The organism is Bifidobacterium sp. LH_230 (assembly GCF_056357555.1).
This window is the reverse complement of record NZ_JBKEWJ010000021.1, coordinates 45,119-60,080: the sequence shown is the minus strand read 5'-3', so window position 1 is coordinate 60,080 and position 14,962 is coordinate 45,119. Positions and strand designations below refer to the sequence as shown.

Annotated in this window: 19 protein-coding genes and 1 tRNA gene; 4 read left to right on the top strand and 16 right to left on the bottom strand. The window is 62.4% G+C overall.

The window, feature by feature from the left end:
* Nucleotides 1-2: 2 nt before the first annotated feature.
* Nucleotides 3-119 carry an integrase core domain-containing protein gene (locus AC1A0G_RS09855; protein WP_476529353.1) on the top strand — a complete coding sequence of 39 codons (117 nt, stop codon included), beginning with the start codon at nucleotides 3-5 and terminating at the stop codon, nucleotides 117-119.
* Between the two features lie 131 nt (nucleotides 120-250).
* Here the strand turns inward: AC1A0G_RS09855 and AC1A0G_RS09850 are convergent, their stop codons facing one another.
* From AC1A0G_RS09850 to AC1A0G_RS09785, 14 genes are all read right to left on the bottom strand, one after another.
* On the bottom strand, nucleotides 251-976 hold the full coding sequence (locus AC1A0G_RS09850) for a hypothetical protein (RefSeq protein WP_476529350.1): 726 nt from the start codon (nucleotides 974-976) through the stop codon (nucleotides 251-253).
* The gene (locus AC1A0G_RS09845; RefSeq protein WP_476529349.1) at nucleotides 973-2,337 is read right to left on the bottom strand and encodes a metallophosphoesterase; all 1,365 of its coding nucleotides are present in this window, start codon (nucleotides 2,335-2,337) and stop codon (nucleotides 973-975) included. Before AC1A0G_RS09845 ends, AC1A0G_RS09850 begins: the two co-directional genes overlap by 4 nt.
* A gap of 71 nt (nucleotides 2,338-2,408) precedes the next feature.
* A complete protein-coding gene (gene abiEi / locus AC1A0G_RS09840; RefSeq protein WP_476529347.1) occupies nucleotides 2,409-2,966 on the bottom strand; it encodes a type IV toxin-antitoxin system AbiEi family antitoxin in 558 nt (185 codons plus the stop codon).
* 554 nt (nucleotides 2,967-3,520) lie between these two features.
* A complete protein-coding gene (locus tag AC1A0G_RS09835; protein WP_476529345.1) occupies nucleotides 3,521-3,964 on the bottom strand; it encodes an HNH endonuclease in 444 nt (147 codons plus the stop codon).
* A 285-nt stretch (nucleotides 3,965-4,249) separates the two neighbouring features.
* The gene (locus tag AC1A0G_RS09830) at nucleotides 4,250-5,110 is read right to left on the bottom strand and encodes a phage major capsid protein (RefSeq protein ID WP_476523043.1); all 861 of its coding nucleotides are present in this window, start codon (nucleotides 5,108-5,110) and stop codon (nucleotides 4,250-4,252) included.
* Nucleotides 5,111-5,286: 176 nt separating this feature from the next.
* Nucleotides 5,287-5,763: a hypothetical protein gene (locus AC1A0G_RS09825; RefSeq protein WP_476529344.1), complete on the bottom strand. Its 477-nt coding sequence runs from the start codon at nucleotides 5,761-5,763 to the stop codon at nucleotides 5,287-5,289.
* A gap of 20 nt (nucleotides 5,764-5,783) precedes the next feature.
* Nucleotides 5,784-6,377, bottom strand: coding sequence for a hypothetical protein (locus AC1A0G_RS09820; RefSeq protein WP_476529342.1), 594 nt, complete (start codon nucleotides 6,375-6,377; stop codon nucleotides 5,784-5,786).
* A gap of 142 nt (nucleotides 6,378-6,519) precedes the next feature.
* Complete coding sequence (locus AC1A0G_RS09815; RefSeq protein ID WP_476529341.1) at nucleotides 6,520-7,374, bottom strand: tyrosine-type recombinase/integrase; 855 nt, start codon at nucleotides 7,372-7,374, stop codon at nucleotides 6,520-6,522.
* Between the two features lie 13 nt (nucleotides 7,375-7,387).
* Nucleotides 7,388-7,633 carry a hypothetical protein gene (locus AC1A0G_RS09810; protein ID WP_476529339.1) on the bottom strand — a complete coding sequence of 82 codons (246 nt, stop codon included), beginning with the start codon at nucleotides 7,631-7,633 and terminating at the stop codon, nucleotides 7,388-7,390.
* On the bottom strand, nucleotides 7,630-8,994 hold the full coding sequence (locus AC1A0G_RS09805) for an AAA family ATPase (RefSeq protein ID WP_476529337.1): 1,365 nt from the start codon (nucleotides 8,992-8,994) through the stop codon (nucleotides 7,630-7,632). The genes AC1A0G_RS09810 and AC1A0G_RS09805 overlap by 4 nt, the downstream gene beginning before the upstream one ends.
* 25 nt (nucleotides 8,995-9,019) lie before the next feature.
* Nucleotides 9,020-9,253: a hypothetical protein gene (locus AC1A0G_RS09800; RefSeq protein WP_476529335.1), complete on the bottom strand. Its 234-nt coding sequence runs from the start codon at nucleotides 9,251-9,253 to the stop codon at nucleotides 9,020-9,022.
* A 198-nt stretch (nucleotides 9,254-9,451) separates the two neighbouring features.
* On the bottom strand, nucleotides 9,452-9,640 hold the full coding sequence (locus AC1A0G_RS09795) for a hypothetical protein (RefSeq protein ID WP_476529333.1): 189 nt from the start codon (nucleotides 9,638-9,640) through the stop codon (nucleotides 9,452-9,454).
* Between the two features lie 47 nt (nucleotides 9,641-9,687).
* Complete coding sequence (locus AC1A0G_RS09790) at nucleotides 9,688-9,873, bottom strand: hypothetical protein (RefSeq protein WP_219070490.1); 186 nt, start codon at nucleotides 9,871-9,873, stop codon at nucleotides 9,688-9,690.
* Nucleotides 9,870-10,127, bottom strand: coding sequence for a helix-turn-helix transcriptional regulator (locus tag AC1A0G_RS09785; protein WP_476529331.1), 258 nt, complete (start codon nucleotides 10,125-10,127; stop codon nucleotides 9,870-9,872). Before AC1A0G_RS09785 ends, AC1A0G_RS09790 begins: the two co-directional genes overlap by 4 nt.
* Before the next feature lie 111 nt (nucleotides 10,128-10,238).
* Between AC1A0G_RS09785 and AC1A0G_RS09780 the strand changes: the two genes are divergently transcribed.
* A complete protein-coding gene (locus AC1A0G_RS09780) occupies nucleotides 10,239-10,847 on the top strand; it encodes a helix-turn-helix domain-containing protein (protein WP_476529329.1) in 609 nt (202 codons plus the stop codon).
* A 2-nt stretch (nucleotides 10,848-10,849) separates the two neighbouring features.
* The gene (locus tag AC1A0G_RS09775; protein ID WP_476529327.1) at nucleotides 10,850-11,965 is read left to right on the top strand and encodes a tyrosine-type recombinase/integrase; all 1,116 of its coding nucleotides are present in this window, start codon (nucleotides 10,850-10,852) and stop codon (nucleotides 11,963-11,965) included.
* Between the two features lie 96 nt (nucleotides 11,966-12,061).
* Here the strand turns inward: AC1A0G_RS09775 and AC1A0G_RS09770 are convergent.
* Nucleotides 12,062-12,144, bottom strand: a tRNA-Leu gene (locus AC1A0G_RS09770).
* A 176-nt stretch (nucleotides 12,145-12,320) separates the two neighbouring features.
* Here AC1A0G_RS09770 and AC1A0G_RS09765 point away from each other — a divergent pair.
* Nucleotides 12,321-12,596: a hypothetical protein gene (locus tag AC1A0G_RS09765; RefSeq protein WP_476529325.1), complete on the top strand. Its 276-nt coding sequence runs from the start codon at nucleotides 12,321-12,323 to the stop codon at nucleotides 12,594-12,596.
* 90 nt (nucleotides 12,597-12,686) lie between these two features.
* Here AC1A0G_RS09765 and AC1A0G_RS09760 read toward each other — a convergent pair whose 3' ends face one another.
* On the bottom strand, nucleotides 12,687-14,354 hold the full coding sequence (locus tag AC1A0G_RS09760; RefSeq protein WP_476529324.1) for a gamma-glutamyltransferase family protein: 1,668 nt from the start codon (nucleotides 14,352-14,354) through the stop codon (nucleotides 12,687-12,689).
* Nucleotides 14,355-14,962 lie beyond the last annotated feature (608 nt).

The window sequence follows — 14,962 nt, the reverse complement described above, 5'->3', positions numbered from 1 at the left end:
CGATGCGGTGGGTCTCGTGGTACAACACGAAGCGTCTGCACGCCTCCCTGGGCTACAGGACACCGGAACAGGTCGAGAACGAGTATTATCAAAAGCAGATGGCACAAGCCGTCTCATAGCAGAGACGGAACAAAAATCAGGCCACTTCAGATATTTGATTGTGATGGCTGTGGTGGTGTCGTCGGGGATGGTGGGCGTGTGGCCGGCGTCCGTCGTGTGGAAGCCGGCCACATGGGTGTCGGTCGTAGGGTCAGAAGCCCCAGTGCTGGTCGTAGTGGTCGCCGTGGATGTCGAACGTGGTCGTGGGTTCTTCCGGCGGCTGACAGACGAATTGTTCGATCAGGCTCATCTGGGTTCGGCTGATGCCGATGCGGGCGTTCGGGCCGATGCCGAGCACGGGTGCCAGGGGCGGGGCGGATTGGATCGCGAGTCCCGCGTCGTACGTGGTTTCCTCGTCGTCGATCCAGACGATCAGCCGGGCGAGCGTCAGGTGGCGCAGCACGCTGCGTCGTTTGCCGGTGCGCAGGCCCTCCAGGGTGACCGGATCGTACCAGGTGACGGTCTTCCAGTCCACGCCGAGCGTTTGGTTGAGGATGCCGGTGTACGGCTGCCATGTGCTCAGCCACAGGACGCGCGCGTCCAACGCGCGCAGCCGGTCCACGAGCTCGCCGGACCAGGTGAGGGTCAGGTGCCCGTGCCGCCGGTCGGTCCACACGCGCTGTTCATGGTCGGGGACGAACCAGTCGGCCGTGTCGTATACGCGTGGGCGCGTGTCATCGGATTCCGTTCCCGTGGCCGGATCATACAGGTTGGGAGTCGTGTCGTCGGGGAACTGGTTGATCACCCCGTCGAAGTCGATCAGGATGATCGGCCGCGCGTCCTCCAGACCGACGCCCGCTTCCATCTCGGCCGCGACCGTCTGGCCGAACGCGTCCAGCTCGGCCTGTTCGCCTGCGGGCAGGCTGGTGAATCTCATCTGGCGGCCTCCTCCTTGCCGGGCTCGTCGCCCATCCGCGTCTCCTTTGTAGTGTGGTGATGACATGCGAGCATCCGGTCGTCGGCCACATCCCCGGTCGTGCGTTCGTCGGAAGCGCGGGACGGGGTGACGCGGTATGCGTCGCCGGTCGCACGGTCGTAGACGAGCATGGAATGGTCGCCGATGGACTGGCCGTGCCGGTCGCGCGAGTGCGTGTCGCAATACCACAGCCGGGCCCGCCGGCGCACGCCCGGCTCCGGTGACGCGTCGGATGACGGGGATATGCCGCCGCCCAGCCGGTGCTGGACGGTCGGCATGGGCGTGTGGGCGACGATCTGGTCGAACCCGGGCATCGGGTCGCGGGCGAGTTCCTCCATGCCGGTCCATACCGGGGAGGGGATGCTTCCGGGCCGGCCGCCGCGTTCGGTGCCGGCCATCGTGCCGATCATGAGCAGGCCGTCGCCGTCGGGAATCCCGGTCGCGTACTGGTCGACCATCGCCGCGACCCGTACGGCGCTCGACGGCGTCCCCGGCAATATGCTCTCCTTGTCCGTGTCGGGCAGGGGCATCCACTTCCACCAGTCCAGGGTCAGGCCGGCGTGCGAGGCGAGGATCTGACGGCCGTCCGCATCGGAGAACCCGTACATGATCCTCGGCCCGTCCGGGCACAGGACCTCGTGCAGCAGGTGATACGCGTTCAGGTGCGCCTCGGGCTTGAACCCGGGGCAGTGCATGCCGATCTCGCGAGACGCGGCGCCGTACGGGCTGGCCCAGTAGGCGAGATCATGGTTGCCGAGCAGCACGACCACCTCACGCCGTTCACGTTGGCGTTCGACCCAATCGGCCAGCAGGGCGAGCGAATCGATCTCGGCCCGGGCGTCGGTGTCCCACTCGTTGAGCAGGTCGCCCAACAGGACGATCACGCCCGCACCGGTCATGTCGGCCGTCTCGTCGATCATCGGGCAGACCAGACCGGCCTTGTCGTGGATATCGCCGACGAACAGGATACGATCCATGCTCGGATCGGTCTTGCCTTCGCCGGCGGGCCATGCGCTTGCCGGCGTCGCCTCGGGTTCGGGCAGCGTGTGGCCCGGCCGGCACACGAACCGTTCCGCGACATGCTTGAACAGCATGTCGTCCGTGTCGTTCACCTCCGCGTCCGCGTCGCCGGCATCCGCGACGGCGGGGCGCATGATGTCGTACGACGCGTCACGCACCCACCGGTCCACACCATTCCCGTCCACGCCGGCATAACACAGGCCACGGGAGTCGGCCGTGACGACCACGCCCGACAGCATCCCGCCGCCGCTGCCGAACAGCACCGGCTCGCCCGCCCGGTACAACGCCCGCCCATACGGCATCACACGCCTCCCAACATCATCATCGGCTCCCCGTGTGTCCGGCCAGTCCCGGACACGCGGCTTCCCGACGGTCAATCGTCCCGGTCATCGTCGTCGGCCTCAAGCTCGTCCATGTCCACTAGGCCGAGGTTGCGGCCGGTGGCCTTCAGATCACGGTACGCCCACCGTTTCGACGCGATCGGCGTCAACCCGTTGTCGCGCGGGACCAGGTTCGGCAGGATGCGGCTCCACCTGAGCTTGCAGTGCGTGAACTCGATCACCCCGTACGGGGTGCGGAACTCGCCCTCGCGGCCCGTGGTCATGAACGTGACCCGGTCCACCGGGATCTGGCTGATCACGCCCCAACGGCTCAACGCGCTCTCCAGACTCTCCCACACCAGCTCGTGCGGGCGCAGCTTGCGCGCCACCTGGTGCAGCGTGCCCTCGCCGCGGTGAGCCGAATACGCGAACACGTACACGCCGCGGGCCGCCCGCACCAGAATCCCCGCCGAGACCAGGCTCGACAGCGTGCGGTCCAACGCCTGCCCCGACTCGTCGAACAGCATGCCAAGCTCCACGTTGCGCCACACGTCCACCGCATACCGCGCGTCCATGTCACGCAACCGCGCCATCGCCACACTCCGCCTCACACCAACCAGTATGCACCAACACCCACAAAAACACATGTCCACGCACACCAAAACCGAGACTCCCGGGAGCGGACACTCCGATCACACGTACGGAATCGGCTAGGAGAAGGGTTGGTTTTTCGTTACGAATCACAATGGCCGGATGTGCCAGGTTTTCCCAAGAATGCCAGGCGTGTCGGGGTGAGTTTTCTGCGGCGCTGGAATTTTTGTCACGTTTTCTGTTACGTTCCGGGTCTAGGCGGAGAAACAGAAAACCCCGGAAGGTTGAATTCCAACCTTTCCGGGGTTTCATTCTGCGTGCGAGTGGGGGAGTTGAACCATCCGGGATTGTTGCTATCAGGCCGTTTTTGTTGGTATTTCAACGTTTCTCTATGATTGTTTATCACTGTAAATCACTGTAAATCAACGTTGATTGTCATATTTTTGTCATATCAAGCGATGCCCGCAAGTCTTCCGGCATCTACGTTTTTCGGTGCTAGACTTGCTTCTTGGACAATGCGAGGCCTTTGCCTTCGGGCGGGAGTTCTCCGGCCCCGTCTTCGGGCGGGGCTTTTTCATTGGTTGCGTATGGTTTGGATGTATCGGGCGGCTTCTTCGATGGTGCGGAAACCGCTTTTTCGGTGTCTTCGCCCGTTGATGCGTATGGCGACTAGGTAGCAGTTTCGGTCTTTGCGCCATGTGATGCCGCGAACGCCGGTGGTGCTGAGGCTGGACGCCTTGCGGCGCGTGGCGGCTTGCGAGCGGGTGACGGCTTCGAGATGGTCGGGATTGATGCAAGCGGGGACGCCGCATGTGGCGGTTACGACCATGCCGGCCGGCACGGTGCCGTGTGCGAGTTCGTAGGCGATACGGCGGGCTTGCCGGGGCTTGTTGCCTATGGATATGACGGGGTGCCCGCTTGAGTCGGTGTGAGCCGTCCATATCCAGTGTCCGCCCGCTTGTCTGTCGGTCTTGGCGTCGATGCGTCGGCGCAATCGTTCGGCTTCGGTGTCGTTCATGTGCCTTGCCTTTCCTTGGTTATGGTTTTGTTACGCTTGAACGGCGGAATTGCAACGTTTCCGAGCGTTGCCGGCGTGGTGACGTTCCGGTTTTCGCCTGTGTATGCCGTTGCCGCGTGGCGTGTATCGGGTCTGGTGGGGGTATGGGAAAGCCCCGGAAACCGGCCGTTATGGCGGTTTCCGGGGCCGTGGCGGCTTTTCCCCTTGGGATAAAACCGCCTTGCGGGGGTATCGGGCCCTATGACCGTTGAAGGGGCTAGGCCGGTGGGGGAGGGTATGCCGCCCCTATGCCTTCGCGGCCTTGCCGCTCGCTGCGGCTCCCACGGTGAGCTTGGCGAGCCGGTCGGGGCGCAGCACGCCGAAGCCGAAGCGGAACGTGAGACGGATGGCGTAGTTGTCCGAGTCGAAGTAACGCTGATCCGACACGGCCACTTCGAGCTGTCCCACGGCGCTGAGTATCTGCGACTGGTCGATCAGCAGCAGCGTTCCGGCCGGCGTGTTCTTGTTGATGACGACGGGAAGTCCGGCGAGCCGTAGCGCCGTGGCCTCGGCGGGCGATCCGATCAGCGGCGTGTTATAGCCGCTGCCGGCCTTCATCTTCTGGATGTACGCCCATGCGGTCGGGCTGGCGATGATGTGCGTCGGCTCGGCCCCGTTGGTCTGCACGGTGGCGATGGCGTCGGTGAGCGCGTCAAGGTTCGTGTCGATGTTGCCGCCGTCCACGATGCCGGTCGTGTTCACGAGTCCGATGGGGCCGGCTTCTCCCTCGGCGGGCTTGTTGGCGAGATAGATGGCGTCGGCCTTCTTGATGACGGCTCGCCCTAGGCTGTTGGTGAGCAGTTCACCCACGCCGGCGTGCGAGTACGCCTCGCGGCTGATCCGGTGTAGCACCGAGAGCTTGTGCGTGTTCACCGTCAGTTCGGTAAGCTCGGGGTCGGCCTCGCTGATCTGTTCGCCTTCCTTGACGATATCGGCTTCGGGGTCTTCGCTGACGAACGGGACGCGGACGCTTGGCGCGTCGCCTTCCACGTTCGCGCCGATGCTGCTGGTGGAGATGATAAGCGCCTCGGGGATGATGTCTTCCGGTGCGAAGCGCTGTACGTCGGGGAAAGCGCCCTTGTTCTGGCTGGTGATCGTAAATGCCATGATGATCCTTTACGGGTGTGAAAAAGCATGTGTGTATGTCTGCCGTGCGCACTGCCGCGCCACGGTGCCCCGCAAGGGCCGAAGAAAACGGACGGCGGGGCCTCAAGCCACATAGAACATCCGTATCAATGTACAAGTGTAGCCCAAAGCCCCGCCGCGCTCACGATGATTTTCGATCATCCTAGAAGGTCTTCAAATATCTTCGCCTCCCAGTCGGGTATCTCTCCGCTCCTGTGCTTCTTCCGCATATCGTTTAGCAAAGCCTCGTTTTTTGAGTCTATCTCTTGGTGAGCTATGCGGTATTTGGCTTCCTTGGCCTTATGCATCGGATCGTCTGGGGTTGACATCCCCATGTCGTACCACAACAGCCGTCTACGCCAATAGAAGTGCCCGTCGTAGTGCTTGTTATATTCACTGGCGAGCTCCGCGAGTCGTTGAAGATCGATGTTGCCGTGTTCGTCTATGACCGTTTCGACGTGCATGACTTGGAAGAACTTGCTCATATGCCTTGCCTCGGCCATCTTTGTCTTTGCGCTCGTGTCTTGGAGAAGATAGCTTATCGCCCTGCTGCCTATGAAGTTCTGTCCTTGCCATGCCTTGTCCGCGCGTTTCATGGCGGCGGCGTACCGTTTGCGGTATTTCTCGGTCTGCATTGCCGCTTTCGTTTTCTTCATTACCGGCCTCCCGCGCTCATGATGGTGTTCCTGAATCGTTCTTTTGGTGATCCGCCGAAGTCATATGCCCTGTCGTACATCGGCATGTGCGGCATTGGATGGCTGCGTTTCCATATGCTGTTTGGATGGTATGCGCTTTTCAGCTCTTCCACTATCCGTTTTCCTTCCTCGGTGAGTTCTTCTTCTTCCGTGAAGTACGTCTGTATGTCCATTTCGGCGAGGTCTTCGGCGAGGTCGGGGGCCGTCTCGTGCCATCCGTAGCCGGCTATGTCCCTTCCGAGCTGTTCGATACGGTAGTCGTGTAGCTTCTGTTCCATCCGGTCGGCGAGCTCTTCCGCTTCCTTCGCCTTGACGCGCCATTTGGCGGCTTCGCGGCTGATGTTGCCGCCGCTTTCGGTCTCTTCGGCTTCCTCGCTGTCCGCGTCGTCGGTCTGTTCCCCGGCGTCGTTGTCGTCCGCTGCCGTGGCTTCCTCGGACTGTGCGGACTCTTTAACGTCCGTCGCCGGTTCGGCCGTCTGCGGCGTGGTTTCGTCGGTTTGCGGCGCGGCCGGCGTATTCTGTTCCGTCGTTGCGGCGTCTGGCGTCTGTTCCATGATGCTTGTTCCTTCCTTGATGGTCGGTGTACTGTTGATCTTGCGAGATTCCACATCTCGCTGGTTTCCGCGTAATCGGACAAGTGCCGATTAGGGCGGGGCGGGTAACGGCCGTGAATGCCGGTATCCGCCCCGCTTTTTGTTATGAGGCCAATTCCGTCACCTTCTTTCCTCTGATCGTGGCCGCGTCCACGAGTCCGCGAAGCGATTCGTCGGCGAGCGCCACATAGATTTGCGTGGTTTCGGTGCTTGCGTGGCCTAGCGCGGTGCTGACGGCGAGCATGTCGTGCGAGTGCAGGTAGGCGACGGTGGCGAACCGGTGGCGCAGCTTGTGCGGGCCGTATCCTTCCGGCAGCAGGCGTGATATGTGCTTGCCTATGTGCGATTCCTCGCAGTGGCCTTTCCAGCGTCCGGGGAACATCCAGCCGCCGCAATGCGTGATCGTCTCGGCGAGGTCGTCGGGCAGGGGCACTATGCGCTGTTTGCCGCCCTTGCCGTGCACGACGAGCGAGTACGCGCCCGTCGTGCCGATCACGTCGTCTTGGTGCACTTGGGCGATCTCGGCGCGTCTCAGCCCGCATTCGGCGGCCAAGAGGATCATGACGCGCTCGGCGCTCGTGGCCTTCTCCAACGCGGCGGTGATGTACCGGTCGGGGCACGGCTTGGGGTGCGGGCGCGGCTTCCTGACGTTCGGCAGCGTCGCGGCCGGGTCGTGGTCGGCGAGTCCCGCCGCCTTCATCCAGCGGAAGAACGTGGCGAAGCAGTTGCGCAGCCCCTTGCGAGAGTCCTGCGAGCGCCCGTCCGCGAGCGCTTCCACGAGCTGCCCGGTCGTGACCTGTTCGGGCGGCGTGCCGGACGTGTCCGCGAAGTGGCGTAGCTGGTAGTAGCGGGTGAGCAATGTTTTCTCGCTGCAACCGCCCGCGCGCTTGTACTCGATGAAGCCCGCGACGGGATCGCGCCACGGTTCGGGTAGTTTGCTGATATCCATGTGTGCCATGCGTCGCCCTTTCCTAGAACAGGGTCAGTTGCTCGCCTTGGCCGGCGTCGTGCTTGCGCGGGTCGCCGGGCATGGTTTCGTATCCCATTTCGATCAGCGTGGCGCGAAGCTCGCACAGGGGGCACATGACCCAATCGCCCCGCTGCGTCTCGTTCGTCCGCTCGTGATCCGTCTCGCACGGCAGCCCGCACAGGGTCACGTCCTTCATGTGGTCGCGCTGCTGGAACGTGTGGTGAAGCACTGTGGTTTCGACGCTCATGATTCCTCGCTTTCCGGGAACAATCCAAGGTCTTGCGTGTTCTGTTCCGCGTTCCTCGCGCGCGCGGGGGCTTGAAACGCGGAAGTATTCGCGGAAGTAATCGGAGGCGTTGCAATCATTGGGGTTTGATTACTTCCGTGATTACTTCCGCGTTCTGTACCCCCGCGCGCGCGAGGGGCGGCGGTGGTATCCGCGAGCGCCCATAGACGTTTCTGTCCGCGTCCCTCGTAGGTCGGGTCTGGGACGGTGATGATACGGCCGTCCGAGCGTTCGCGGGCGTTGGTGAGCTGCCGTCTGCTGTAGCCTTCGACGTTCGCCGCCGCCGCTATGTCCTTGAACGCCACGGGGCCGTCATTGAGGTAGTCGGTGAGCCATTCGAGCACCTCGCCGCGTTCCGTGTGCGTCGTGTCGCCGCCCGCCGCCTGTATGTTGCGGTTTATCACCTCGTTCACGTCGCGTTCGGTCTTCATGAAGCCCGTGACCTTCGGAACCGCGAACGTTTCCCCGTGATCGTCCGCCACGTCAACGGACATAAGACCGTAGCTGTATGACGTGCCCTGAGCCGTCGTGTAGCTGCTCTTGTCGATCGTGGCGACGCAATCGCCGTTGTCGTCGTCCTTGGCGATAAGCACCAGAGAACGGATCACGTCGCGGAACGCATGACTGCCGCTGATCTTGTCCGACGCATAGCCGCCGCCCTTGTTGAAGTGAAGGATGCCGACAATCGCCATGTCCAAGTCGTCCGCGAGCGCGGCCAACGGGTCGAGCGCCCGGCGCACGTCGTCGCGCTTGTTGCTGTCGCCGTCCATGCACGAGGTTATCGGGTCGATGATCCACAGGCGCACGCCCTCGGCCCTGAACGAGTCCGCGAGCGCCGGCAGATCGTCAGGCAGTCTCACGCCGGTATCCGTGCCGTTGCCGTCGCTGTTCGTGTCGAGCATGGACAGAAACCGCACGCGATCCAAGTCCGCGCCGGCCGCTTCCAGCCTCATGCGCTGCATCGACTTCGAGTCCTCGATGCCGCTGATGGCCACGGTGGCGGGCTTGCCCTTCCAATCGCCATCGAGAAGGCCGCGAGTGGCGAGCGCGGCACGGTACAGGCTCAGCGTGCTTTTAGACACGCCAGCACGTCCGGCCATAAGCGTCAGCGTCCCGGTCGGAATCATCGGATAGTCCAAGAACCTCGGCCGCTGCTTCGCCACGGTGGACGCCGGCACGAGCAGCGGCGTACGCCCCTTATAGGGCACGGCGAGCGTATGCGCCGCCGTGGTGGCCGGCATGTCGTCCAACGCGGTGAAGTAATCCGTGAGCGTCGCCCGCTGATCCAACGTCAACGCGCTCATATCAAAATCGATCGTCATGGCAGCAACGCCCCTTTCACACGATTCATCGTCCCGTCAGCGCCTTCGCAAGCGCCCTGTTGCATCCCGCCGTATACCCGTTCGCGTACGTCCGCCGCGAACCCTGCGGCCACACGCCATGAAGGTATTCCAGCTCCCTCAATTCCGCCGCCCGGTTCAGATACCGGTAATACGCGGCCACGTCCTCCATGTAACGGCGCTCGCCTGTGTAGTCCCGTGTGGGTAGACTGGACGACACGAGGGCTTCGGGTTTGTCCAAGGTTCGGAACCTCTCTCTCACTGCCCGGCGTCGGCTCCCCAAAATTCCCGACGCCGGGCGTTTCCATAAGCCACAGGCACAGTCCTGTGACGGCGAGCGCCGCGAGCGCCGGCCCGTAGTCCTCGGCTTGGGTGAAGCCGATAGAAGCGATCCAGCACACGGCGGCGAGAATGCGGACAATCATCACAATGCCTGCCGTCATCGGTTCCCGCCTTCCGTCATATGCCGGTACATCCAATCGACCACATGTCGGCGTTCGTACACGGTTGCGCCCTTTACCTGCGTCTCATACGTCGGCCCGACGCCGTGACGCCGCCAGTCGGCGAGCGCCGTCACCGTCACGCCCATGCACGCGGCCGTGCCCGGTTCCGTGCAACGCTTCGGCATGGCCTTCGCGTCCTCTATCTGCCGTGCCGTGAAAACCGGTATCGGAATCATCTGCACCCCTCCCCGCCAAGGAACGCCACGAGGTCGCCGACCTGAGACGGCGACAGGCTCACGGGATGAGCCGTCAACGCCTCCGCGCCGATCCGAAACACGTAGAAGCCGGCCGGGTAACGGTCAACGATCAACGGACGATCCGGGTCGTACTCGTTCTCGAAACGAATCGTGCCGCTCATGCCGTCGCCCCCTTGCCCGCGAGCGCCTTGCGCTTCGAGCGGCCGGCATCGCTGCCGAGCCATGCGTCAACGTCGCTTTTCTTGTACACGACCTTGCGGCTGGTCGGCTTGTAGAACCTCGGCCCCTTCTTCGCATAGCCCATCGTGGCCAAGGAACCCGCAGAGGTCTTCGCGTACGCCGCAACCTCCTTCCGGGTCATCCACACGTCCCCGCTATCGATCGTCGGCAATGGGCCGGTAGCTATTGATGCCATCTTCGATACCTCCAGTGATCTAGACTGATAAACAGTCAATCAAATTGATTTGTCGTGATATAAGATAGAACACGATTTATCAGTTGTCAAACTGTATGAGGGAATATCAAATTGATCGATTATGCTGGTCGTATGACTCAAAACGATGAACCAAAGAAGCGAGCCGTGAACCAACTTGGTGCAACCGGCGAGCAAGTTGCGGTTAACATCAAGCGTTTTCGTGGTGGGATGCAGTACAAAGAGCTTTCCGAAAAATTGAAGGATGTGGGGCGTCCAATAGCGCCACTTGGCTTGAAGCGTATTGAATCGGGTGAGCGGAAGGTGGACGTGGACGACCTTGTGGCGTTCGCAATCGTGTTTGACGTGTCGCCGTTAACGCTGCTGCTGCCGGAAAGCGGATCGCGCGACGTGAAGACGCGCATAACCGGCCGTCCTGATGACTTGCGCTGTAATCAGGTGTGGAACTGGGCGACCGTCGTACAGCCGTTGCCGAGCCTTGAACGGGACGAGAAGGCGGAAGAGCTTATAGAACGCCGCGCCGCGTTCCGCGAGCGCTCCAAGCCACAAATCGACTCGGCGCGCATCAGCGAGGATACCGACGCCGACAACGGGGCCAAAGCGATAACGAGGATGCTTGCCGAAGCGATCGGCGGAACTGGGGTGCCGGTGTCCGGCGATACGCTGAAGGACGCACTGGCCGCTATGGCGTCCGGGGTGTAGTCATGGTTTCGTTCGAGTCGTACAGCCTTAAGGACGGTTCTAGGCGTTGGCGCGTGTGGTGGTACGACCCCGACCACGTCCACAAGAACAAGAGCGGTTTCAAGACGAAGCGGCTTGCCCAAGACTGGGCGGCGCGGTATGTCACGGCCGCGATGAACGACGGCGCGTATGTAGACCCGCAAGGCTCCAAGGCGTTCATAGAGCCGTTGGGGGACGAATGGGTGGCGGCGCACGAGAGCGTATGGAAACCGTCGCATTACAACAGCGTCGAAACGTCGTGGCGCGTTCATGTGCGGCCCAAATGGGGGCATAGGCGGCTGGGCGAGGTCACGCACTCGGAGATTCAGCAATGGGTGAACGACCTCAGCAAGACAAGAAGCGCGTCGGTGGTCATCCGGGCGTTCGGGATCATCAAGAACATCTATGAGACGGCGGTAAGGGACGGCCGCATAGTCCGCACGCCGGTAACGGATATCCAACTGCCGAAGAAGACGCGCAAGCCGCGAACGTACCTCACGCCGGCGCAGCTGGCGAAGCTGGCGGAATGCTCCGGCGAATACCGGCCGCTTATCCTCGTTCTCGGCCTGTGCGGGCTTCGGTGGGGCGAGGCCACGGCGCTCAACGTGGAAGACGTGGACTTCGAGAAGAACCGTCTTCATATCACGAAAAGCGTCACCAAGGTAAGGAAGGTGTACAAGCTGGGCACGCCCAAAAGCAATCGGTCGCGTGACGTTCCCATGCAGGAACCCGTGCGCGAGGCGTTGCGGGCGCATGTTCTGGGCAAGCGTTCCGACGAACTCGTGTTCGTCGGTGACAAGGGCGGCTATGTGGCCCCTCAGAGCCTTGGCAAGAATCATCGTTGCTGGTACAAGACGGCCGTCGCCAAGTCCGGGGTGCCGCCGCTGACGTGCCACGACCTGCGGCACACGGCGGCGAGCATCGCCGTGCATTCCGGCGCGAACGTGAAGGCCATACAGCGCATGTTGGGCCATTCGAGCGCGGCCATGACCTTGGACGTGTACGCCGACCTGTTCGACGACGATCTAGACGAGCTTTCCGGCCGGATCGACGCCGCCGTGGGCGAGTTGTTCAATTTGAATCAATCTAGCTCAATGTAGATTGTCATATTTTCCGTCATATTTTGGCGGTTTCATCATATACAGGAAAGCCCCGAACCGTTGGTATTTCAACGGTTCGGGGCTTTCATCCCTGCGTGCGAGTGGGGGGAGTTGAACCCCCACGAGCATACACTCACTGCCACCTGAAGACAGCGCGTCTACCATTCCGCCACACTCGCAGACAATCGACTAAGTTACACCCGTATCGCGATTTGCGCCACTTCGGCGTGTCGCGATGGGGGAATGCGTCGGCATATGTGTCCAAAATCCAGTGTTTCCGCCACTTTCGGCGTGCCGCGTGGGGATGGCTGTCTGTATGGTGAAACAGTATCGTCCAAGTTCATGAGGTGGAGAGATGAATCGGCTGCAATCCCGGTCGCGGTGCATGACGTTGATGGTCGTCATGGTCGTAGGCGCAGCCATACTGCTGGTCTGCTCATGGTTCGCGACGGCCGCGCTGCTTGCCGTCACCGCAACCGTCACCGGCCTGTGCTCGTTGCGCGAATGCCGCATCTGCCACCGATTCGCCACCCTGATCCACACCGATCAATACGGTCCGATCTGCCCGACCTGCCAGCGCATGATCCTCGAAGGACGCCAGCAGGAACTGCTTGAGCGGCGCAACGGCTGAATGGCATGGGCGGCGGTCTGAAAGCCCCCGACTCGTCTGCGATCCGCATCGACGACTGAATCCCTGACTGAGCGTCGTATCAGCGATCGATTACCAGCACGCGATGTTGCTGTCGGTACGTGACTCGGTCCCGCCGACCAGCGAGACTCCTCCGTCATCGCGACTGGCGCAACCGCCGCCGTCCACCCGCATGATCATCTGCCCGCGCCCGAAATCAGCCGTCTCCAACCCGACCGTCACGTCATGCCCGCGCCGAGCCAACTCCCGCGCAACCGCCGCGTTGAACCGTGTCTCCACGCGCATCGCATTGCCGCGATCCCACCGCCAACGCGGCGCGTCGAGCGCCTGCTGCGGGTCCATCCCGAAATCGATCGCGTTCATCGCCACCTGCACGTGCCCCTGCGGCTGCATGTACGCGCCCATCACGCCGAACGGTCCGACCGGCCGTCCGGCGCGCATCAGGAATCCCGGAATGATCGTGTGATACGTGCGCTTGCCCGGCTTGAGCGCGTTCGCCCGCGACGGATCGAGTGAAAAATCAGCCCCGCGGTTCTGCAGCGCGATCCCCGTTCCCGGCACGACGATCCCCGACCCGAACCCCATGTAATTCGACTGGATATACGACACCATGTTGCCCTCGCCGTCCGCGCAGCACAGGTACACCGTGCCCGAACTCGACGGCGTGCGCGTCGTGCGTACCTTGGCCGTCTCGCCGATCAGCCGCGCCTTCTCTTCGCCGTACTCGGGCGCAAGATACCGCGCGTAGTCGACCCCGGTGTCGTCCGGATCGCTGACCGTGTCGAACGCGTCTGCGAACGCGAGTTTGATCGCCTCGATCTGCCGGTGGTACGTGAGCGTGCGGTCGTCTCGCGCGACATCGAAGTTGCTCAGGATGTTCAGCGCCATGAGCGCGACGATGCCCTGCCCGTTCGGCGGGATTTCGCACACCTGCCAGCCGTCGCGGTAGTCGAGCCGCATCGGGTCGACCCAGCGCGGCGCGTACGCGGCTAGATCGTCGTATCTGAGATAGCCGCCGGCCTTGCGGCTCGCCTGATCGATCTCGCGGGCGAGGTCGCCTTCGTAGAACGAGCGCGCGTCGGTCTTGCCGATGTCGGTCAGCGAATCCGCATGATTCGGCAGCGTGACGATGTCGCCGGCGGCCGGCGTGTGATGGTCGGTGCCGTAGGTGAACGTGCGGAACCATTCGTCGAACCGGCCGTCGCCGTTGTGCTGACGGTAACTGTCGGCACCGCGCCGCCACCAGTATGCGAGGTTCGGATTGGCCGCGTAGCCGTTGCGTGCATAGTCGATGGCCGGTGTGAGATCGTCGAGCAGCGTGAGCCGGCCGTAGCGTTCGTTGAGCGCGGCCCATGCGGCGGGCGCGCCCGGCACGGTGACCGGTGTCCAGCCGAGGCGCGGCATGCGGCCGGTGACGTTGCCGTCCGCGATCACGCGATCGATGGAGATGCCTTGCGGGGCCGGACCGCTCGAATTGAGTCCGACGAGCCGTTGATCGCGGGCGCTCCAGGCGATGCAGAACGCGTCCGATCCAATGCCGTTCGACGTTGGTTCGACGACGGTGAGCGCGGCTGCGGCGGCGACGGCCGCGTCGAACGCGTTGCCGCCCTTGAGGATGACCTGCAGTCCGGCGGCCGATGCCTGCGGTTCGGAACAGTTGACCATCGCGCGGTTCGCGTAGATGGGGTAGCGCTGGGACGGATATCGCTGGGCGAGCGGATCGAATGTTGCAGGTGCCATGCGTCCATTATCGCGCAGCCGATCGTTTGATTGGCGGATCGTATTCGGCGTTCGGCTGGCGTGCGACTCCTTACGCCTGTCCTCGTAGGTTCGCGCGATCCGCGTGTGTGAGAACATGCGGAGGAATATGAGGTTTCAAACCTCTGTATGGTTGCGCGGCTGGTGAAGTTACGCGAACATACGGAACGATGGCACGAGACTCCGATGCGGTACTCGTTGGTATGAAGCGGCTTCGTCGGCTGAGTTTTACGACTATATTTTGATCAGGAAGCCGACGATGATGCGGAGGCTGTTTACGTTGACATGCGCGGGTGAGCGACTTCTGTAAGTGGGCGATTGCGGACAGGGGATGTTAGAAAAGTGGGCGTTTGCGGACAACGGATTCATAAAGTGGGCGATTGCCTGCCATAAAGCGTGCCGGTAAGTGGGTGTTTGCGGACGGGGAATCCGTAAGTGGGTGAATACCTACCACGGGGAGAACTCATAAGTGGGTGAATCCGTACCATGAAAAGTTAAGTGGGTGTTTGCCTACCACGAAAACCTCGGTTTGATGGTTTTCGTGGTAGGCAAACACCCACTTAACGATTTTCGTGTCCGGAAAGACCCAC